The sequence below is a fragment of the Micromonospora haikouensis genome (assembly GCF_000876225.1).
In the GTDB taxonomy this organism is placed as follows: Bacteria; Actinomycetota; Actinomycetes; order Mycobacteriales; family Micromonosporaceae; genus Micromonospora; species Micromonospora haikouensis.
The window spans coordinates 775,555-795,975 of the sequence record NZ_JXSX01000001.1; the positions used below are offsets into that span (position 1 = coordinate 775,555).

Consider the following 20,421-nt stretch of genomic DNA (forward strand, 5'->3'; position numbering starts at 1 on the left):
CGGGACGGGCCCCCTCCCTGGTGGGGAGGGGGCCCGCCGCGACGCCCAGCGGGGTCAGCTGCCGATCGGGCCGCCGTCCAGCCGCCAGGTGACCACCACGCCGGGCTTGGCGTAGTCGCCGTCGGGCCACGTCGACGCCGGGTTCTCCACGGTCGCCCCGGTGATCTCACCCGGGTGCTGCACCGCCACGAACACCGAGCGGTTGTCGCCGGTGATGAACGGGCCGCAGGTCTCCGCGCCCAGCGGCACCGTGAGGAACTGCTTGAGGTGCCCCCGCTCCGGCCCCTCCACGGCGGTGGCGAACAGGCCGTCGTTGCTGCCCAGCGCGTTGCCGTCGGTCGAGATCCAGAGGTTGCCGGTGGCGTCGAAGGCGACGTTGTCCGGGCAGGAGATCGGGGAGACCTTCGCCTTGTCGTACCCGGCGAAGTGGGTCGACGGGTCGGTCGGGTCGCCGCAGACGATCGGCAGCGACCAGGCGAACGTCTCGGCGGCGTTGTTGTTGCCGTCCTCGACAAGCTCCAGGATCTGACCGTGCTTGTTGAGGTTGCGCGGGTTGGCCTCGTCGGCCGGGGCCTTGCCCGCCTTGCCGCGGTCGGTGTTGTTGGTCAGCGCCACGTACACCTTGCCGGTCAGCAGGCTCGGCTCGACGTCCTCCGGGCGGTCCATCTTGGTCGCGCCGACCTTGTCGCCGGCCAGCCGGGTGAAGGTGAGCACGTCCGCGGCGGTCATCCCGTCGACGTACGAGCGGTTGCCGCTGACCAGCTTGATCCAGCGGCCCCGGCCGTTGAACGCCCCGTCGGCGGGGAGCTTGCCGGAGCCGTCGATCTCGGCCGCCGAGTTGCCTTCGAGCTGCGCCACGTACAGGGTGCCCGACTCCAGCAGGGTCAGGTTGTGCTTGCGGGCCACCCACGAGTCGCCGGCCATGAACTTCTTGTCGGAGACGAACTTGTAGAGGTAGTCGAACCGCTCGTCGTCGCCCATGTAGGCCACCACGTGGCCGCTGCGGGCGACGATGACGTTCGCGCCCTCGTGCTTGAACCGGCCGAGCGCCGTGTGCTTGCGCGGCCGGCTCTCCGGGTCGAACGGGTCGATCTCGACGACCCAGCCGAAGCGGTGCGCCTCGTACGGGTTCTTCGCCAGGTCGAAGCGCTCGTCGGCGCGGTCCCACTTGCGGTTGCCGCTCGGGTACCGCTCGGTGGTGTTGATGCCGTAGCGGGCCAGCTTCGGCTTCAGCTCCTCCGGCGCGGCGTCCCCGCCGACGAAGTACTGGTTGAAGTTCTCCTCGCCGGAGAGCACCGTGCCCCACGGGGTGACGCCGCCGGCGCAGTTGTTCAGCGTGCCGACCACCGTCCGGCCCTTCGGGTCGGCGGCGGTACGCAGCCACGCCGAGCCGGCGGCCGGGCCGGTCAGCTCGAACTTCGTGGCCAGTGCGGTGACCCGCCGGTTGTACGGCCGCCGGCCGCTTTCGACCGGCCGCCACTGCCCGGTGCCGTCGACCCGCTCCAGCTCGACCACGGACATGCCGTGCGCCGCCATGGCGACCTTCACCTGCTCGACGGTGAGCGCGTCGAGGCTGGTGAAGCCGGGGAACATCAGGTCCTCGTTGGTGTACTCGTGGTTGACCACGAGCAGCGCCCGGCGGCCCCGCTTGTCCAGCGGCAGCACGCCGACGAAGTCGTTGTTGTAGCCGAACTGCTTGGCCTGCTTCGCGGCGGTCTGCGCGTGCACGTCGAACTCGGGCGCGCCCGGCACCACCGGGTCGCCCCAGCGGATCACGACACTGTGGTCGTACCCGTTGGGCACGACCAGGGTGTCGAGCTTGTTCGGCGGGATCGGCCGGAAGGTCAGCGCTCCGCTGCCCACCCCGCCGGCCGGGCGGCCGAACCCGGCGGCCTCCGGCACGACCGGGTCGGCCGGCGCGGCGGACGCGGCGCCGGCGCCGGCCAGCGCCCCGGCGGTCGCGCCGCCGAAGCCCAGGACGAGCGCACCGACCGCGCCGGCCCGGACCACACCGCGCCGGGACACCTCGGCGTCCACGATGTCGCCGAGGTACGGGTTGTCGGACGTGTTGGGCACCGGGTGGTCACAGGCGTTGCCGCACCGGTAGAGACAGGTCATGGCGTCACGGCTGCCGTGGCGGGTGGCGCCCAGCAGGGGGAGCAGCCGGGGTCGGTCGCTCATCGGGAGGTGCCTCCAAGGAAGTCGGTGCACGCCGGGGTCAGCCCTCCGACGTGCGTACCCGGCGGACGCTAGGAGGGCGCGGTGAGCGCGGGTCGGCCCGAACATGAACCGGATGTGAACACCTGCGCCTGACCTCCCCGTCGACCTGCGGATGAACCGATCGGCGGCACCGTACGTACTGTCCGGCGAACGCACCGCTGGACGCGTTCGACAGCGGGAGCCGCTGGACTCCGGCGACAGCGAGGAGGTCGTCATCAGCGACCACGACGCCCAACTGCTGCGCGCGCTGCACGACGAGCATGCCGACGCGCTCTACGCGCACGCCCTGCGGCTGGTCAACGGCGACCGGACCCGGGCCGAGGACCTGGTGCAGGAGACGCTGCTGCGGGCCTGGCGGCACCCGGAGTCGCTCGACCCGACGCGCGGATCGGTGCGGGCGTGGCTGTTCACCACGGCCCGCAACCTGGCCATCGACGCGTGGCGGCGGCGCTCGACCCGGGTCGGCGAGATCTACACCGACGAGTTGCCCGAACCCCCGGAGACGATCGACGAGGCGGAGCGCGCGGTGGAGGCGTGGACGGTCGCCGAGGCGTTGAACCGGCTCAGCCCGACCCACCGCGAGGTGCTGATCGAGTGCTTCTACCAGGGGCGTTCGGTGTCCGAGGCGGCGGTCCGGCTGGGCGTGCCGCCGGGGACGGTCAAGTCCCGTACCCACTACGCGCTGCGCTCACTGCGGTTGGCGCTGGCCGAGATGGGGGTGACGGGATGACCCGCTGCGAGTTCGCGCACGACGACGGCGCGTACGTGCTGGGCGCGCTCGCCCCCGCCGACCGGGCCGCCTACGAGCGGCACCTCGGCGGCTGCGCCTCCTGCCGGGACGCGGTGGCCGAGATCGCCGTGCTCCCCGGGCTGCTCGGCCGGCTGGACCCGGCCGGGCTGGAGCAGTTCCTGGAGCCGCCCGCCGAGATCTCCCGGGTGCCCGCGCTGCTCGACGCCGCCCGTCGCCGCCGACGCCGCGAGCGGTCGGCCGCCCGCCGCCGGTACGCCCTGACCGCGCTGGCCGCCGCCGTCCTGGCGGTGCTCGCCGGGCTCGGCGCGGCCACCCTCCGGCCGCCCGTCGAGGTCACGCCGACGCCCACCCCGCAGATCGCGCTGGCGTCCATGCGGCCGATCGCCGGCACGGTGCCGGTGCGCGCCGAGGTGGCGCTGACCGGCACGCCGTGGGGCACCGAGGTCACCATGCGCTGCGGGTACGACCGGCGGGCCGGGCACCGCGAGGCGTACACCTTCCGGCTGATGGCGCACGGCCCGGACGGCGCGACGGAGCAGATCGGCTCCTGGCTGGCCGCCCCCGGCGACGAGCTGAGCCTGACCGCCACCACCCACTTCACCGACGGCGAACTGGTCCGCCTGGAACTCCTGCGCGCCGACGGCACCCCGGTCCTCGCCTACGACGTCCGCTGAGCCCCGTCGGGGCTCCGCCGGGGGACTGCGCCCCCGCGCGGGGCGGTGATCGTGCGCGTTGCTCGCCTCGGCGATGTTGCGGCGCGTAGTTGCCCTACCCGACCGGGCCACCCCTGGATGCACTCCTTTGCTCTGCACCCGAATACGCAACGGTCACGCGGCGCAACCGGCCGGCGGGGTCGCCGCGAGCGGCGTGATCCTCATGTTTCCAGCTCGCAGGTGGTGCTGCGTGGATGGGTGCAGAGCAAAGGGGGCGTGAGGTCCGTGGCGAGGTCGAGCGGTGGTGACTGACGGTCAGCCCGGTGGGGCGCCGCGATCGGCACCGCATCCCATCACGGAAAGCGACGGAAAGCGACGGGGTGCGGCGGCGGGCGCTCAGGGGGCCGTCGTCCCCTGCCCCACCGGCGACGGCGCGAGCGGCCGGGCGGCACCGGGGCGGCGGGCGCGGCGTGAGCGGCGGGAATGGCGCAGGGCGTCGGCGGTGAAGGTCAGCAGGGCCAGCCAGACCAGGGCGAAGCCGGCGAGCCGGGCCGGGGGCATCGGCTCGTGGAAGATCAGCACCCCGCAGCCGAGCTGGAGGATCGGGGCGAGGTACTGGAGCATGCCCAGCGCCGTCAGCGACAGCCGGTTCGCGGCACCGGCGAAGAGCAGCAGCGGGGTCGCGGTGGCCGCGCCGGCCAGCACCAGCAGCGCCGTGTGCCCGGCCGAGACGTGACCGAAGGCCAGGCCACCGGCGGCGGCGAGCCAGCCGAGATAGCCGAGGGCGGGCAGGGCGAGCACCGCCGACTCCACGAACAGCCCCTCCGCCGCAGGCAGCCCGAGGCGCTTCTTGACCAGCCCGTACGCGGCGAAGCTGACGGCCAGGACGAGCGCGAGCCAGGGCAGGTGGCCGTAGTCGACGGTGAGCACGGCCACCGCCGCCGTGCCGATGCCCAGCGCCAGCCACTGCCCGGGGCGCAGGCGTTCCCGCAGCACGGTCACCCCGAGCAGCACCGACACCAGCGGGGTGATGAAGTAGCCGAGGGCCGTCTCCACCACCCGCGCCGAGTTCACGCCGTAGATGTAGGTGCCCCAGTTGACCGCGATGAGCGCGGCGGCCACGGCGATGCCGGCCAGCGCCCGGGGCCGGCGCGCCAGCCGGCGCAGGAAGCCCACGTTGCGCAGCGCGGCGAGCAGCAGCGCGACGAAGAGCACCGACCAGACGATCCGGTGCGCCAGGATCTCCAGCGGGCCGGCCGGCTTGAGCGCCCTGAGGTAGAGCGGGAAGAACCCCCAGAGCAGGTACGCGCCGATGCCGTAGAGGTAGCCGAGGCGGAGCGGGCTCACGCCTGCCCTCGCCCGTCGTACTCCATCCAGCGCCCCGGGTCGACGGGGGTGAAGCCGATCTTCGCGTAGACCCCGTGCGCGTCGGAGGTGGCCAGCACGATCCGGCGTGCGCCGAGCGTGGCCAGGTGGTCGCGGACCCCACCGGCCAGCCAGGTGCCCAGCCCGCGCCCCCGGGCCGCCCGGTCCACGTAGACGTCGCAGAGCCAGGCGAACGTCGCGCCGTCGGTCACCACCCGGGCCACCGCCACCTGCCGACCGTCACCGGGGCGGTAGACCCCGTAGGGCAGCGAGCCGGCGAACGCCCGCCCGACGGTCTCCCGGTCCCGCCCCAGCGCCCAGTACGCGTCGGTGGAGAGCCAGTGGTGCACGAGGTCGAGGTCGAGCCGGGCGGGGTCGGTGCTGAGCTGGTGGCCGTCGTCGCGGGTCAGGGTGAACACCCTGCGACGCTAGCGTGCCCGCTCGGCCCCGCGCGCCGTGAATCCGCCCACCCCGCTCCGGCCGGGACCGCCCCCGCTCGCCTCAGTCGCGGTCGAGGACCGCGCCCAGCAGCCAGGTCACGACACCGACGAACAGGGCGCCGAGCACCGCCTCCGGCCAGAAGCCGTCCACGTGGAACGGCAGCCCGGCCTCGCCCGCGATCCAACTCGTCAGCAGGAACAGCAGGCCGTTGACGACCAGGGCGATCAGGCCCAGCGTCAGCAGGTAGAAGCCGCAGCCCACGGTCTTGACGATCGGCTGGAGCACGGCGTTGACGACCCCGAAGATGACCGCGACGAGCAGCAGCGTGACGATCGCCTCGGTGGCCGAACCCGTGTCGAGCGTGATGCCCGGAATGAGCAGAGTGGCCAGCCAGAAGGCCACCGCCGTGCTGCCCAGCCGGATCAGAAGACCCTTCAGGAAACCCATGGCCACGGATCGTGCCACGGTCCCGCCACCGGCGGAACCCGCCGCGTCAACCCCGACCGGGGCGGCCGATCAGTTGCGACTCGATGGGGGTCGGCGACAGCAGCGCCCAGCGCAGCGCCCGGCGGTTCACCACCGCCACCATGTCCTCCCGGATGCGGGTCAGCCACTCGGCCGAGCCGCCGAGGCCGAGCGCGGCACCGGCCAACGCGGCCTCGGCGGGACGCAGCGGTTGCAGCACGACCAGGTCGGCCCGGCCCAGCTGGTCGACGTCGGACGTGGTCAGGCCGTCCCGGACCACCAGCGTGGAGCGCCAGGCCGACCCGGGATCGGCGTCGGCGGGCAGCGGGCCCGCGTCCACCACGAGCAGCATCGGACGCAGCGCCGAACCGGCCGCCGCGCCCACCGCGCGGCCCGGCGGCAGCACCGGGATCGGCCCGTCGGGCGTGGCGACGCCCCGGACGAAGGGCTCCCACGCCCGGGGCCGGGTCGTCTGGACCACCACCCGGGCACCCAGCGCCAGCGCCCGCAGGGCCAGCAGTTGCGCGACGGGTACCCCGCCGACCAGCATCAACCGGGTGCCCTCCGGCCGGAACAGCCGGATCGTCACCGCCGCCCCGCGCCGGTTCGCGCCGACCATCAGCCCCGCGTCGCCGACCGGCAGTTCCAGCTCGTCGAGGGCCGCCGGGTCGACCGCCGCGCCCGGAACGGCGAGGGCGAGGGGCAGCGTGCCCGCCAACGCGGGGAGCTGCTGGCCGTCGAGCCGGTCGACCTCCGCGCCCGCGCCGTCGGCCAGCCGCCGCAACGCCTGCGTCGCCGCCGCCAGCTCGGCCGGGGTCCAGGCGGCCAGGCGTACGGTCAGCTCGGCCGGCACGGTCACGCCGCCGGCACCGGCGCGCGGCCCCACGCACAGCGAGACCGTGGTCGCGGCGGCCGGCAGGGTGAGCAGCCGGGGCACCAGCCGCCGCCCTGCGTCGGTGGCCGGGTCCGGCCCGCGCCGCACCCGGAGGGTGGTCTGGCACAGCGCCCCCGTCCGCACGGCCGGCCAGGTTTCCACCATCGGCCCGCCGCCGTCGTGGTGGGCCAGCTCGGCGAGTACGCGGGGCGCGGCGTGCTCGCCGAGCGGACGGGCGGTCACCGGCCCCAGCCGGCGCACGATCCGCCGGACCACCCCGGACAGGGCGGCCCGCAGGTCCTCGTCGGTCCACCCGTCCACCCGCAGCACCCGCACCGCCAGCAGCACCGAGTCGCGCCCGGCCAGCAGCCCGTCGGTGAGCTGCCGGTACGACGTCGCCACCGTGCTCCCCCCGACCGCGACGGCGGGTGCCGGAGAGCCGCTGATCAGGAGCTGGAGCCGGACCGGGGGCAGCTCCGGGGAGACCGGCGGCAGCAGCATCGACGGCGGGGGCAGCGCCCGGGGCCCGTCGCCGAGCAGGTCACCCGGGTCGCCGACCTCCAGCACGGCGGTCAGGCCCTCGGCGTCGTCGACCACGGCGGCCGGGCCGCCGGCCAGCTCCGCCGCGCGGACCACCGCACCGGGGTCGAGCAGCCCCAGCAGCGCCCCCGGGCCGGTGGTCGCCGCCAGGGCCCGCCGGCGGGACAGGTGGCCGGCGGCGACGCCGAGCCAGGAGAACAGCCAGCGCCCCCGCACCCGCACCCAGGCGCCGGCCAGCAGCGGCGCGGCCACCGCGACGGCGGCCACGGTCGCGACCGCGCCCCGGCCGACCCCGGCGGCGACCAGCGCCACCGCCGCCTGCGTGGCGACCACCTGACCGACCCGCACCCCGGCCGAGCCCCGCCGGGTGGTGGCCGGGATCCACTGTGGGGGCAGCGGCTGCCGGTGCGCCGGCTGGACCGGGGCCGTGGTCGTGCTGGCCGTCACCGCGCCTCCTCAACGCCCGCCCGGAACGCCGCCGTGGCCCGGGGCGTGACCGCGGGCGGTTCCGCAGCGTCATCGTATGGTTCCACCCCGAGATCACGGGAGCCGAGGTTGTCCACAGGGGAGCGGGGCGGGGTAGCAGAACCGCCACCGGGCCGCTACCGTCAGCGACGAGTTGGCTGACCCCGTCCCGACCCGGCGCGCCGCCGGGACAGGCGAGCGGCGCGTCCGCCGCGGGCGCGTCCGACGGCCAGCCACGATCGAGGAGACGAGGTGACGTCCGGGGTGTCCCAGACCCAGGCAGAAGCCGCGGTGATGCAGCAGACCGCCGCGAAGTTCGAGCAGGTTGACCAGTCCCTGCAGGCCATGCTGACCGGCCTGCTGGCCGAGCTGGAGGTGTTGCAGCAGGCCTGGCGGGGTGCCGGCGGGCGCTCGTTCGAGCAGGTGAAGCGGCAGTGGTCGCAGGACCAGGCGGCGTTGCAGCGGGCCCTGCGGGAGACCGCCACCGCCATCCGCACCGCCGGCCAGCAGTACGACGTGTCCGACAACGAAGCCGCCAGCCGGGTCGCCGGCACCAACCGCGGCATCCAGCTGCCGCTGTAGCACCTCCCGGAAAGGGGATCATCCGATGGACCATGGGGTTCTGGTCGTCAACTTCGCCGCGCTGCAGCAGGCGGGCGCCGACATCCAGCGGGCGTTGAACACGCTGGACAGCCAGCTCGGCCAGCTCGAACGCGACGCCGCCCCGCTGGTGGCGAGCTGGGACGGCGAGGCCCGCCAGGCGTACGAGCAGCGGCAGGCCCGGTGGCGCTCCGCCTCGCAGGACCTCCAGGCGATGCTGCGCGACATCAAGCTCGCGGTCGACGACTCCGCGCACGACTACCTCGACACCGAGAAGCGGAACGTCAACCTGTTCCAGTGAGCGCGGCGGACCGCTCCGGTGAGCGGCGGCGACGGCGGCGTTCGGCGGCAACGCCGGGCGCCGCCACCGCAGCCGGTCAGGCCGCCGGCCGCCAGCGGCGGCGACCGCCCCGGGGCAGCACCACCGCCAGCAGCATCGCGGTCGCCACGGCCGCCCCGGCGACGGCCGCGACGACCACCGCCCGGTCCCGGGCCGCCGCCCGCCGGGCCTGACGGGCGCCCAGCGCCGGGTCGACCTCGCCCGCCGGCAGGGCCACGGCCCGGCGAGCCGGCCCCTGCGGGCCCGCCCACGTCTCGGTGACCGCCCGGTACGGGTTGAGCACCCCCGCGCCGTACCCGCCGCCGGTGTCGTTGCCGGGTGCCGGGTCGACCGTGGCGAGGATCTGCCGCGTCACCTGTTCAGCCGTCAACTCCGGCCGGTACTGCCGGACGAGGGCGGCGGTGGCCGCCACGAACGGGGCGGCGTAGCTGGTGCCCTCGGCCCGGCGGTGACCCTGCCCCGGGGCGGCCATCAGCACCTCGCCGCCCGGGGCGACCAGGTCGACGTACGGGCCGGTCTGCGAGAAGTCGGCCCGCCGGCCGTCGGCGCCGATCGCACCCACCCCCAGCACCCCGTCGTACGCCGCCGGGTACGGTCGCGGGTCGCCGCTGTCGTGCAGGTTGCCGGCGGCGGCCACCACGACCACGTCCCGCGCGACGGCGTAGCCGACCGCCGCCCGGACGGCCGGGTTGTCGGTGTAGAGCACGACGGAGAGGTTCACCACGTCGGCCCCGTGGTCGACCGCCCAGCGGATCGCCCGGGCGAAGTCGGCGGCGCTGACCGTGCGCCCCGACTCGCGCCCCTCGACCACCTGCTGCTCGCTGACGCGTACGGGCAGGATGCGGGCGCCCGGCGCGAGGCCCTGGAACGCGACGCCGGCGCGGGGCTCGGCCGCGATGATGCTCGCCACACCGGTGCCGTGCCCGGCGCAGTCGCCGCTGCCGTCGCCGCCCGGGTCGAGGAAGTCGGCCCCGGCGGTGACCCGCCCGGCCAGTTGCGGGTGCCGGCGGTCCACGCCCGAGTCGATCACCCCGACGGTGACGCCGGCCCCGCTGGCCAGCGCGGCGAGCCGCTGCGGGGCGTACCGTTGCTGCGGCCACGGGGTGGCCGCGACCGGACGTGCCGGGGCCGGCGGGGTGGCGCAGCCGGGGGCCGCGCGATGCGCGCCGGCCGCCTGCGCCGAGGCGACGGGGAGGGCGGCCAACAGGGCCGCGGCCGCTGCGGCGAGGGCCGGACGCGCGGTGGGCCGGGGCATCACGCCTCCGTATCGTGTCGGCTTCGAAACCGGATGTTATCCGCATCCGGATTGTCCGGCGGGGCGTCCCCGGCCAGCCATTGTGATCTTGTTACCACCTTGTAGGTTGTACGCGATGGCTATGGCCTGATGGCGGGAGGAGAGGTGGCCGTGACCGACTGGGAGCCGGCTACCGAGGCCGAAGCGGCGATGCGGGACGCCCTCCGCGCCAACGACCAGGAGCTCTACTTCCGGATCCTGGCCCGCACCGACCTGCTGCTGCCGGTCTCCGCGGAGGCCCTGGCCGGGCAGGTCCCGATGGGGTGGGGCACCTGGACCACCGGTGGCCGGACGCACGTGCTGGCCTTCACGTCGCCCGCCGCGCTGCGGGCCTGCCTCGGCGGCAACCCCGCGCCCACCCGGCGCAGCGCGTACGCCGACCTCGCCGCCGAATGGCCCAACCACGAGTGGTGGCTGGCGGTCAACCCGGGGCTGCCCATCGAGGGCTACCTGCCCGCCTGGTTCGTCTCCCAGCTCTCCAGGGGCGACGTGCGGCTGCCGGGCCGCACCCTCGGTGCCCGCGCCCGCCTCGACCGCGTCGAGTCCGCCGCGAAGGCCCGGGCCACCGCGGTGGTCCCCGGCCGGGACGCGCCGGTGTCGCCCGCGCCCGGCGCGGCGGCCGCGGGCCCGCTGCCGGGCACACCGACCACCGGGCCGGCCGACGTCGCCGGCACGCCCACCACCCGGCTCACCGTGTCGCCGACGGCCCCGCCCCGTCCACAGGGGGCCGACCTGCCCCCGGCACCGCCGCGCCCGGACGGGCCGGGGGGCGGCCGGCCCCGCGACGCCGGCCCCGTTCCCGCCTCCGCCGCCGGCACGCCCGGCGGCGAGCCTGCGCCGGCTGGCTCGGCGTGGTTGAACGTCCCCCGGCGGCGGCCGCCCGTGGAGGTCCCGCCGGGCGAGGCGACGCCGAGCGGCAACCCCCCACCCGCCGCTGCGCCGGGGCCACCCCCACAACCCAGCTCCTTCTTCGAACCAGCGTCCGGCCGCAGCCGCGCGGCCCGGGCGCTCGGCGAACCCCGCCGTCCCGCGGAGCGGCCCGCGCCGCAGTCCCGGGGATTCGGCGGCGGTGGCCAGCCGTTCCCCCGGCGGCGTCCCGCTTCGGACCCGCTCGCCGAGCAACCGACCCAGCCCTTCCGTCCGGCCCCGGCTCCCGCCCCGGAGCCGCCGACGGTGCCGATCTCCCGGGGCGGGGCGGCACCGGCGGCGGCCCCGGCAGACGCGCCTGGCTCCGCTGCGGCCCACGACGAGCCGACCCGTCTCCTGCGTCCCGGTGGCGCCGTGCCGCCCGGGGTGCCGCCCCGGCCGTCGCCGGCGGAGGAGCCGACCAGGGCCTTCCGGGCCGTGCCGCCCGGCGACGAGCCGACCCGTCCCTTCGCGGCGGCGGCCGGCGGCGCGGCGGCCGGACTCTTCGGCCCGGCGGGTGGCGCGGGCGCGGACGAGCCGACCCGCCCCTTCGGCGCGACCGGTGCCGGGGTGGCGGAAAACCTGCCGCGTCGTGGCCCCGTGCCGGCGGCCGAGCCGGCGTTCGTGCGCCCCCGCCCCGGTGCGGCCGACGAGGAGCCGACCCGGCCCCTGCGGGAGCGTCCCGGCCCCGCTCCGGTCGAGGAAGTGGTCGAGGAGGTGACCGCCTCGATCGCCGAGCCGGTCTCCGCGCCGCCTGCGCCCCGCCAGTCCTTCTCGCCGATCGTCATCGAGGGCACGATCATCGAGGCGCGCGACCTGCCCGCCGCGGAGCCGGACCCGGTCGCCCCGCCGGACGCGACGGTCTCTCTCGACGCGACGGTCTCGCTGGCCACCACGACTTCGCCGGACCTGACCGTTCCGCTGGGCACCACTGCTTCGCCGGACGCGACCGTTCCGCTGGGCACCACTGCGTCGCCGGACGCGACCGTCGCGTTGGGCGTGACGGTCCCGCCGGAGCCGACCGTTGCGCTGGGCACGACGGTGCCGACCGAGCCGGTCCCCGACCCGGTCGGGGTCGACCCGTCCGTCGCCGGGCCCGCCGACGGAGTGACCGCGCCCATCACCCTGGCCGGCTCCGCAGCCACCGCCCCGCCCGTCGGCACCGCCGACGCGGAGGCGACGGTGTCCCTGTTCACCCCGTCGAGGCGGCCCACGCCGGACCCGTCGGCCGGGTCCCTCTTCCAGCCGGGCACCCCCACCGATCCGATCCCGGCCGCGCCTGACCTGCCGACGTCGACCGGCGTGTCCGACGGTCCCGCTGCGGCCGACGGGCCCGCACCCACCGACGGGCCCCCGCCGGCCGACAGCGCCGCACCGGCCGGCGGGGCCACGGCACCGAGCGGAGTCGTCGCCGAACCGGAGCAGGTGCCTGAGCAGGATCCGGGCCCGGAGCCCGTCGCGTCGCCCGCCCCCGAGTTCCAGCCGGCGAACGAGGTCGAGGAGGACCTGCTCGCCGCCGCCGGCACCGGCAGCACCGACACCTTCCTCTCCACCCTGCTGCTGGCCCGGGTGCTGCTCCCCGTGGCGCCGGACTCGGCCGACGGCAGCCGACCCGGCGAGCCGGGTTTCGTCTGGCGGACCGAGCGGCTGGACGGCGAACGCTACGTCGTGGTCTACACCTCCCCGGAGCGGCTGGCCGACCACGCCGACGGTCCGGTGGAGACCGTGTCGGTCAAGTTCGCCCAGCTCATCCGCCGCTGGCCCGACGACGCCTGGTCGTTCGCGGTAAACCCGAACACGCCGGTGGGCGCGAAGCTGCCCGGGGAGCAGATCGTCGCGCTGGCGAACTGGGCCGCCGACGTGGGGCTCGGCGACGACGTCGAGAGCGAGCCGGAGCCGCAGCCGGTGGCCGAGGCGTCGGCCGGCGCGTCCCGGCAGGCGCCGCCGCCGGTCGACCCGAACCGGCCGGTGGTGATGCAGAAGGCCGTCGCCCCGAGCCAGCTCTCCTACTACCTGGAGCGCGGCTACGACCGGGTCTCCGGCTTCGTGCACCGGGCCAGCGAGCTGGCCCACCTGAACACCCCGGCCAAGCTGCACGACGCGCTCGGCCTGAGCCACCCGGGCTCGCCGTTCTCGCGGGACGCGGAGGAGATCTACGTCCTGCGTTGGCCCGCCCACCGGCCGAGCCTCTACCGCATCCCGTACGGCGGCCAGAACGAGGGCGCCATGCGGGCCATGGAGGGGTGGGTCATCGAGCGTCCGCCGTTCCGGGGCAACGGCTTCGCACCGGGAGACAGCAGCGACGTGGTGGCCGAGTTCAAGGTGGACAGCGCCCGGCTGCCGCACGGCGCGCAGCTGTGGCGGATCGGGGCGGACGGCACCGAACGGGTGGTCGCGACCCTGGACACGGACGCGCTGCTGTGGCGTCGGGCCGGTGAGGACTGATGCGCGACGGCTACGTGGCCCGCTGGCGGGGCCGGGAATACCAGGCCAGCCCCGACGGCGACGACGTGCGGCTCTACCAGCCCGAGCCCGGCGAGGGGTTCGAGGAGATCCGCCCCGGCCGCTACGTCCGGGTGCTGCCCGCGTCCGAGGTGGAGGAGCTGGCGTACGTGCGGACCACCTGCACGTGGCAGGGCCAGCCGTTCATCGTCCTCGCCGAGCACGACGGCTGGCTGCGGGTCGAGTACACGGGTGGCCGGTGGCCGGTGGCGCAGGCGATGGGGCTGGAGGTCTTCGACTTCGGGGTCTATCAGGGCTGGGCCCCGGCCGGCGCGGTCGCCGACCTGCGCGAGCAGCGGCTCTGACCCGACCGGCGGCCAGGGGCGGGGCGGGAGCCGCTCAGGACTTCGCCCAGCGCAGGATCTCGCCGAGCACCACGTCCCGCGCCTCGACGTGCGGGAAGTGGCCGACGTCGTCCAGCAGCCGCCACTCGTAGGGGGCCGTCACGTAGCGGCCGGAGCCCTGGGCGGTGCGCGGCAGGGACGCGACGTCCAACGCGCCGTGCAGTTGGAGCGTCGGGGTGACCAGGGGCTTCTGCATCAGCCGCACGAACCGGTAGCCGTGCAGCCGCAGCACCGAGCGGAACGCCCAGCGGTAGCCCTCCAGCGCGCAGAACGCGGCCTGCGGGATCCGCATCGCCTCTCGGCAGCGCCGGGCGTACGCGTCGAAGTCGGGGCCGTCGACCCACCGGGGGCCGCCCCAGCGGCGCAGCATCTCCTCGACGGCCGCCGCGTCGTCGCGGGTGAGCACGTGCTCGTAGCGGGGTAGCTGGAACTTCAGGGCCGGGGTGGCGGCGGCGAACTGGCCGCGCGGGTCGGCGAAGATCGCGGCCCGCAGCCGCAGGGGGTGGGGCGCGCCGAGCACGACGAGCCGGCGGACCAGCGACGGGTGGAACGAGGCGGCGGTCCAGCCGATCAGGCCGCCGGCACCGGTGCCGACCACGGTGGCGGAGCGTTCGCCGAGGCCCCGGATCAGGCCGGCGACGTCGGCGGCGAGGGTGTAGCCGTCGTACCCCCGGGGCGGCTTGTCGCTGGCCCCGTAGCCGCGCAGGTCGACCGCGACGGCCCGGAAGCCGGCGTCGGCGACGGCCGGCAGCACGTCGTGCCAGGCCCACCAGTGCTCGGGGAAGCCGTGCAGGAGGAGCACCATCGGGCCGGTGCCGGCCTCGACGACGTGGAAGCGGCTGCCGTTGGCCCCGACGAACCGGTGCGTCCACGGCCCCTCGGTCAGGACACAGGACTCGTCGACGGCCCCGCCGCGCTGCTCGGTCATGACCCCAGCCTAGGACCCCGGAGCACCGGTGCCGAAAGGGCGATGCCCGGGCAGGTGGCCTGCCCGGGCATCGCGGTGGAACGGTCGATCAGCGCATGCCGATCAGTGGCTCAGGAGAAGCGGACCTTGATCGAGGTGCCCTTCTGCTCCAGCACCTTGATCTTGGTGCCGGTGGCCGGGACCTTGACGCCGTGGTTCGGCAGCTCCGGGAACCAGTACTGCTTGGTGTCGTCGAACAGCGGCTGCGCGGCCTGACCCCGGATGTACTGGGCCTGCCCGTTGATGTGCAGCGTGAACGAGTCCGCCTTCTTCGTGCTGAACGGCGCGTCGTACACCTGGACGCGGGCCCGCCACGGGTTGCCGGTCAGGTTGTAGATCGGCTGCGGACGCGAGTCGATGATCATGTTGCGACCCTCGCCCGGGTGCTCGAACGTGTCGTTGTCCGCGAACCGGAGGTTCCAGTACGAGATCAGCAGGCCCTCCTGGTACGCGTAGTGGTCCACGTAGTCCGGGCGGGTGTTGCCGTAGCCGAAGTAGTACGGGCCGGTCTTGAGGTACTGGTCGTACGAGACGTACGACCGGTGGCCGGCGATGTAGTAGTTGTCGAAGAGCCGGGTGTAGGTCTCGTCGACGATGCTCCAGCCCTTGGCGGCCCAGTCGCCGGTGCCGCTCTCGGCGCCGTCGCTGGACAGCGTCTGGCCGTCGGCGGTCACGGTGATGTTGTCACCGAAGAACCCGCCCTCGGCCACGCCACCGTCGGTGATGTAGTGGAACCGGAACTGGATGCTCTTGCCGGTCAGGGCGTTGAGCGGGATGTTGATGTCGGTCCACGCGCCGTTGCTGCTGCCGCTGAGGCCCGGGGTCGGGTCGCTGCTGGACACCGGCGGGATCGGCTTGCCGTTCACGGTGCCGGGCAGCGCGTTCCAGGTGGAGCCGCCGTCGGTCGACGCCTCGAAGAAGAGGTAGTCGTAGCCGGACTCGATGTCGAACCGGCCCTTGAGCGACAGGGCCGCCGAGGTCTTCCCGGTCAGGTCGATCGTCCTGGTCAGGGTGTTGTCCAGGTCGTCGTCGTTGCCGGAGAAGAACTGCTTGCTGCCCTCGAACGGCGCGCCGTAGTCGAAGGTGTACTCCCGCTGCGGCAGGACCACCACGGCGGCCTGCGGCTTGGCCGTGTTGTATTCCTGCGGGCCGAGCTCCAGGGTCTTCTTCTGGCCGGCCTTGACCACCTCGTAGTCGAGCCAGCCGAGCTGGAGCTTGTTCCAGGCGCCGAGGTCGCCGCCGCGCTCGCCGATGCCGGCGTCGTTCTTGGCGGAGAGCCGGCTCTGGGCCATCAGGGTCCAGTGCTCGTTGTTGTTGTCGCCGCCGTTGAGGTTGTTGTAGTCGTCCGGCAGGCCCAGGTCGTGAGCGTACTCGTGGTAGAAGACGCTCCGGCCGCCGTTCTCCGGCTGGATCGTGTAGTCGCGGATCCAGACGCCGGTGTTGCCGATCTGGGTGCCGCCGATCGGGAAGTTCGCCGGGCCGGTGCGCGAGGTGTTGTACGCCGACCAGCGGTGGCTCCAGATGGCGTCCTCACCCTGGTGCGGGTCGCCGTCGGCCTGGTCGCCGCCGGAGTGGACGATCTGGAAGTGGTCGATGTAGCCGTCCGGCTCGTTGAAGTCGCCGTCGCCGTCGTAGTCGAACCGGTCCCACTGGTCGTAGGACTGCATGTCGGCCTTGATCTGGGCGTCGGTGCGGCCCTTGGCCTTCTGGTCGGCGACCCACTGGTTGGCGGCGTCGCGGACCAGGTCCCAGGTGTTCTGGCAGATGTTGTCCGCGCAGACCGCCGGGTCGTTGGCCGGGTTGTCGGTGTCGTCGTCGGCGATCGGGTCGTCCGAGCGGCCGTAGCGGGCCGCGTTGTACTTGACCTTCACCCAGTCGGTGACCATGCCGTCGACGCTGTAGCGCCCGGACGACTGGGCCTCGTAGTACTGCTTGAGCGACTCGTCGCCCTGCCCGGTGCCGAAGTACAGCTGGCGGAAGTAGTCCGCGCTGTAGTCGGCCTGCCAGACGGTCGAGTTGTCCACCGCCCGGTTGGGCTGGGGGATCTCGTTGTGCAGCGGCCCGTCGAAGGTGGTCGGCCCGGCGATGTTCGGGTTGGTGTCCTTGTCCGGGTACGCGGGGTCCCGCTCGTCGCCGAACTCGGCGAGGATGACGAAGATCTTGTCGGTGCGCTCCCGGGCCAGCTCGACGTACTGGTCCTTCTGGCCCTTCTTGGCGCTGCGCGCGCCGGCCGCGGAGGCCGCGCCGCCGGCGGTCTTGCCGACCTTGACGACGGTGCTGCCGTTGATCTTCTGGGCCTTGGCCCGGCCGGAGAGGACCTCGCTGAGGCCCTCCTGGCGGAGCGCGCGGCGCTTGTCCTCGAGCTTGTCCGGCAGATCGTGATCCGCTGGGGCCTTCTCGGCGGCCGACGGGGCGGCCGTCGGGAGCTTCGCGGTCGGCGCCGCGTTGGCGGTCGTGGCGACCACCAGACCCGTCGCCGTCAACGAAAGCCCGAGCAGACCCACTGCGACTTTCCGCACGTGGTACCTCCGGTGTGAGGGAACCGGCCCAACGGGGGTAGGAGCCGGTGAGTCGTCCCGACTGTGGGACCAATGGTGAACATAGAGTCTCGCGGGACGGGTGGGAAGACGCGTGCGTCGATTTGTTGCAAACTTTTGTTGAGAACGCTTTTCACCGTCACACCGATCGCCTTCGGCGGCAGGCTGAGCAGCGCGGACGCCCGACGGTGAATTGCAGCGACGAATCTCGATGGGTGTGGTCGGATAAATGCGGAAGGGGCCGGTGGCGTCGCCGCCACCGGCCCCTTCGTTGATCTTCCGATCAGTTGCCGCCCGTCGTCACGGGGTCGCCGCGGTCACCTTCACCGTGGCGACGGAGTTGTTCCACGCGGTCTTCTTCACCGTCAGCGAGACGCCGTAGGCGACGCCCGCGTCACCGGGGTTGCCCGTGCCCAGGACGATCGCCCCGCCACCCAGGGTGACCCCGTAGAACGAGGGCGCCGGGGTGCCGTCCGGGTTGACCACCCGGGTCGTGTACTGCGCGTTGCCGCGCGACGGCAGCACCACGGAGGCGTCGCTGTCCCGCGCGTACGGCGAGCCGTCCCGGATCTCGATGCCCGGGTACCAGCCCTTGGAGTCGGTGAACTGCGGCACCGCCGGCTGCGCCGGGAAGCTCGTGCAGTACTCGCTGTACGGCTCGTCCGCCGCCTCCAGGCACTCCTTGAAGGAGTACGTCTTCTTCAGGCCGAACGCCGCGTTCGACGACTGGGGCCGGCTGGGCAGGTTGTCCAGCACCGACGGGTCCTTCTCGGCCGCCGTGCCCTGCCGCCGCAGCGGGTCGAAGTGCGAGTCGACGATCAGCAGGCCACCCTTGGCGCCGTAGCTCGGCAGGGCGGTCAGCTGCCCGGTGACGTGGTTGACGTCGCCGAGCGCCGTGTCGCGGTACCAGACCAGCATGCCCGGGGCGTTGTAGGAGATCCGGTCGACCTTCCACGCCTCGTGCGAGTACACCGTGTCGTACGCGTACTTCAGGCCCTTGTCGAAGCCGTCGAAGTTACGCCACTCGGCCAGGTAGTAGTGCGCCCGGACCTCGGTGCCCGAATTGGTCTTCCAACCCGCGCCGGTGGTGTCGGTGAAGCTGCCGCCCGTGGCGGTCCAGCCGTTCGCCCCGCCCTCGACGTCGTCGCTCCAGGTGGTGGCGCCGCCGCCGCCGGTGACCGAGAAGTCGTCGGCGAACCAGCCGCGCTCCACGAACGCCTCGTCGGTGGCCTGCCGCAGCCGCAGCTGCACGGTCTGCCCCGCGTACGCCGACAGGTCGACGTAGTCGTGCCGCCAGCCGCCGGACGAGCCGGTCAGGCCGTACTTCTTGCCGCCGAAGTCGGCCATCCGGCCGTTCGGGTCGGCGTAGTTGTCCGGCGTGGTGACGACGGTGCCGTCCGCGTCGTAGACCTTCTGCTCGGACCAGGTCGCCCCGCCGTCGGTGGAGAGCTCGACGAAGCCGTAGTCCCAGTCCTCCTCGATGATGTAGTTGTTCCACATCCAGAACTTGGCGTCGGCGGCGGAGGGGACGCTCACCGAACGGCTCAGCTTGACGTCCGCCCAGTTCTGGTCGGCGCCGCTGTGCCACATGTTCGACCCGCTGTGCGGGGTGGCCAGGGTGATCACCTTGTCCGGCAGGTCCACCTTGATGCCGTCGGCCGTGCCGACCGGCGTGCGGGAGGTCTGCCCGAGCTTGATGGTGCGCGGGGCGGAGCCGGGGGCGACCGTCACCGGGTCGGCCCAGCCGAGCACCCACTTGTCCCAGATGCCCATGTGGGTGGGCAGCGCCTGGAAGATCTCGCCGCTGTGCGAACCGGAGGCCATCAGGTCCCAGAAGTCCACGTCGGAGTCGGCGTTGCCGGACGTGTCGTAGAGGTCCGGCAGGCCCAGGTCGTGCCCGTACTCGTGGGCGAAGACGCCGACGCCGGCGTCCTCCGGCTGCACGATGTAGTTCGACACCTTGAGCTGCGTGCCGGGGATGGTGTAGCCGCCCGGAACGGTCGAGGAGTGCGCCCACACCGCGTACGTGCCCTCGGCGCCGCCGCCGCGGGACTTGCCCTGGCCGGCGTGCACCAGCACCAGGTGGTCGATCACGCCGTCGGGCTCGAAGAGGTTGCCGTCGCCGTCGCGGTCGCTCTGGTCCTCGATGTCGTAGTCGGCCCACGGGAAGCTCGGGTCCATGGCGGCCAGCGCGTCGATCGCGTCCGTGGCCAGCCGGCCCGCCCCGGCCGGGTTGTCCGGGTGGCCGTTCATGGCCTGCTCACGCCCGGCGACCCAGTTGCCGTTCTCGTCCTGGAAGCAGCGCGACGCCGCGTACCAGCCCTCCGAGTGCGGCACGGTGATCCACGGGCTGGCCTGCCCGTCCACCGTGTACGCGCCCTTGGACATCTCCAGGTACATGTTGTGCATGGTCCGGCCGGCGAGGCTGATGCCCTTCTTGCCGTCCGGGCCCTTCAGGTCCTTGCGGACCCGCTCGGTGATGCCCGTCTTCGTGTAGAGCATCTTGTTGTAGTGGTCCGGCGAGAAGTCCGGCACCCACATCGAGTTGTTGTCCTTGTGCGGCAGGCTCGCCGGGTTCGCGATGTTGTTGTGCTTCGGCCCGTTCTGCACCGTGCCGGGGACGCACGTCCGGTCCTCGAAGACCGTCTTCGGCACCATCGTGCCGGTGAAGTCGTCGTTGGCCTGGTCGTTGAACTCCACCAGCAGGGTGAGGAGCTTCGCCTTCTGGGTGCTCGGGGCCTTCTTGATCCACCGGGGGCTCTTGCCGGAGCGGATCGACTGGGCCTCCAGCTTCGCCAGCTGCTTGGCGGTCGTCGGGTTGCCCGCGGCGTACTTGCGGTCGTAGGCCCGGGCCTCGTCCGCCGCCGTGGTGTACACGCCGTCGGCGCCCTTGACCTCCTTGCCGGCGGTGTCCGGCTGCACCTCGGGCTCGGCGTAGTTGATGTAGTGCTCGTCCGCCCCGATCGTGGCAGGAGCCGGGCCGGACGTCTGGGCCGACGCAGTCCCCGTCACGGTCAGTGACGTGGCCGCGAGGGCGATGGCGGGCAGCGCGACGAGTAGGCGTCGGCGTGACCGTCGTTGCGGAATCATGTGCATGCCGCTCCGTTTCTCGGGCATGGGCGTGGAGCCGGCCGGCGCGCACGGCAGAGACATCCGT

Annotated in this window: 15 protein-coding genes; 6 read left to right on the forward strand and 9 right to left on the reverse strand. The window is 73.9% G+C overall.

Annotation, left to right across the window (positions count from 1 at the left end; genetic code table 11):
- Positions 1-54: 54 nt before the first annotated feature.
- Complete coding sequence (locus TK50_RS03510; RefSeq protein ID WP_043961442.1) at positions 55-2,181, reverse strand: PhoX family protein; 2,127 nt, start codon at positions 2,179-2,181, stop codon at positions 55-57.
- A 151-nt stretch (positions 2,182-2,332) separates the two neighbouring features.
- Here TK50_RS03510 and TK50_RS03515 point away from each other — a divergent pair, with 151 nt between their 5' ends.
- Positions 2,333-2,950: a sigma-70 family RNA polymerase sigma factor gene (locus TK50_RS03515; RefSeq protein ID WP_255700226.1), complete on the forward strand. Its 618-nt coding sequence runs from the start codon at positions 2,333-2,335 to the stop codon at positions 2,948-2,950.
- The gene (locus tag TK50_RS03520; protein ID WP_043961443.1) at positions 2,947-3,645 is read left to right on the forward strand and encodes an anti-sigma factor family protein; all 699 of its coding nucleotides are present in this window, start codon (positions 2,947-2,949) and stop codon (positions 3,643-3,645) included. Before TK50_RS03515 ends, TK50_RS03520 begins: the two co-directional genes overlap by 4 nt.
- A gap of 375 nt (positions 3,646-4,020) precedes the next feature.
- Here the strand turns inward: TK50_RS03520 and rarD are convergent, their stop codons facing one another.
- The 4 genes from rarD to eccE all read right to left on the reverse strand — a co-directional run bounded on the left by rarD (position 4,021) and on the right by eccE (position 7,756).
- Positions 4,021-4,971 (reverse strand): EamA family transporter RarD, encoded by a 951-nt coding sequence (rarD, locus tag TK50_RS03525; RefSeq protein ID WP_043961444.1) that lies wholly within the window; start codon positions 4,969-4,971, stop codon positions 4,021-4,023.
- Positions 4,968-5,408, reverse strand: coding sequence for a GNAT family N-acetyltransferase (locus TK50_RS03530; protein ID WP_043961445.1), 441 nt, complete (start codon positions 5,406-5,408; stop codon positions 4,968-4,970). Before TK50_RS03530 ends, rarD begins: the two co-directional genes overlap by 4 nt.
- Before the next feature lie 82 nt (positions 5,409-5,490).
- Positions 5,491-5,877 (reverse strand): phage holin family protein, encoded by a 387-nt coding sequence (locus TK50_RS03535; RefSeq protein ID WP_043961446.1) that lies wholly within the window; start codon positions 5,875-5,877, stop codon positions 5,491-5,493.
- Between the two features lie 46 nt (positions 5,878-5,923).
- Complete coding sequence (eccE, locus tag TK50_RS03540) at positions 5,924-7,756, reverse strand: type VII secretion protein EccE (protein WP_043961447.1); 1,833 nt, start codon at positions 7,754-7,756, stop codon at positions 5,924-5,926.
- A gap of 282 nt (positions 7,757-8,038) precedes the next feature.
- Here eccE and TK50_RS03545 point away from each other — a divergent pair, with 282 nt between their 5' ends.
- On the forward strand, positions 8,039-8,356 hold the full coding sequence (locus TK50_RS03545) for a WXG100 family type VII secretion target (RefSeq protein WP_043963744.1): 318 nt from the start codon (positions 8,039-8,041) through the stop codon (positions 8,354-8,356).
- Between the two features lie 25 nt (positions 8,357-8,381).
- Positions 8,382-8,675, forward strand: coding sequence for a WXG100 family type VII secretion target (locus TK50_RS03550; RefSeq protein WP_043961448.1), 294 nt, complete (start codon positions 8,382-8,384; stop codon positions 8,673-8,675).
- 76 nt (positions 8,676-8,751) lie between these two features.
- Here TK50_RS03550 and mycP read toward each other — a convergent pair whose 3' ends face one another.
- Positions 8,752-9,969: a type VII secretion-associated serine protease mycosin gene (gene mycP, locus TK50_RS03555; protein ID WP_043961449.1), complete on the reverse strand. Its 1,218-nt coding sequence runs from the start codon at positions 9,967-9,969 to the stop codon at positions 8,752-8,754.
- 150 nt (positions 9,970-10,119) lie between these two features.
- On the opposite strand from mycP, the gene TK50_RS32470 reads away from it, so the two are divergent.
- A complete protein-coding gene (locus TK50_RS32470) occupies positions 10,120-13,359 on the forward strand; it encodes an SseB family protein (RefSeq protein ID WP_043963745.1) in 3,240 nt (1,079 codons plus the stop codon).
- Positions 13,356-13,721: a hypothetical protein gene (locus TK50_RS03565; protein ID WP_043961450.1), complete on the forward strand. Its 366-nt coding sequence runs from the start codon at positions 13,356-13,358 to the stop codon at positions 13,719-13,721. The genes TK50_RS32470 and TK50_RS03565 overlap by 4 nt, the downstream gene beginning before the upstream one ends.
- A gap of 34 nt (positions 13,722-13,755) precedes the next feature.
- Here TK50_RS03565 and TK50_RS03570 read toward each other — a convergent pair whose 3' ends face one another.
- From TK50_RS03570 to TK50_RS03580, 3 genes are all read right to left on the reverse strand, one after another.
- Complete coding sequence (locus tag TK50_RS03570; protein WP_043961451.1) at positions 13,756-14,688, reverse strand: alpha/beta fold hydrolase; 933 nt, start codon at positions 14,686-14,688, stop codon at positions 13,756-13,758.
- A 110-nt stretch (positions 14,689-14,798) separates the two neighbouring features.
- Positions 14,799-17,231 (reverse strand): immune inhibitor A domain-containing protein, encoded by a 2,433-nt coding sequence (locus tag TK50_RS03575; RefSeq protein WP_043961452.1) that lies wholly within the window; start codon positions 17,229-17,231, stop codon positions 14,799-14,801.
- A gap of 333 nt (positions 17,232-17,564) precedes the next feature.
- A complete protein-coding gene (locus TK50_RS03580; RefSeq protein WP_241773910.1) occupies positions 17,565-20,276 on the reverse strand; it encodes an immune inhibitor A domain-containing protein in 2,712 nt (903 codons plus the stop codon).
- Positions 20,277-20,421 lie beyond the last annotated feature (145 nt).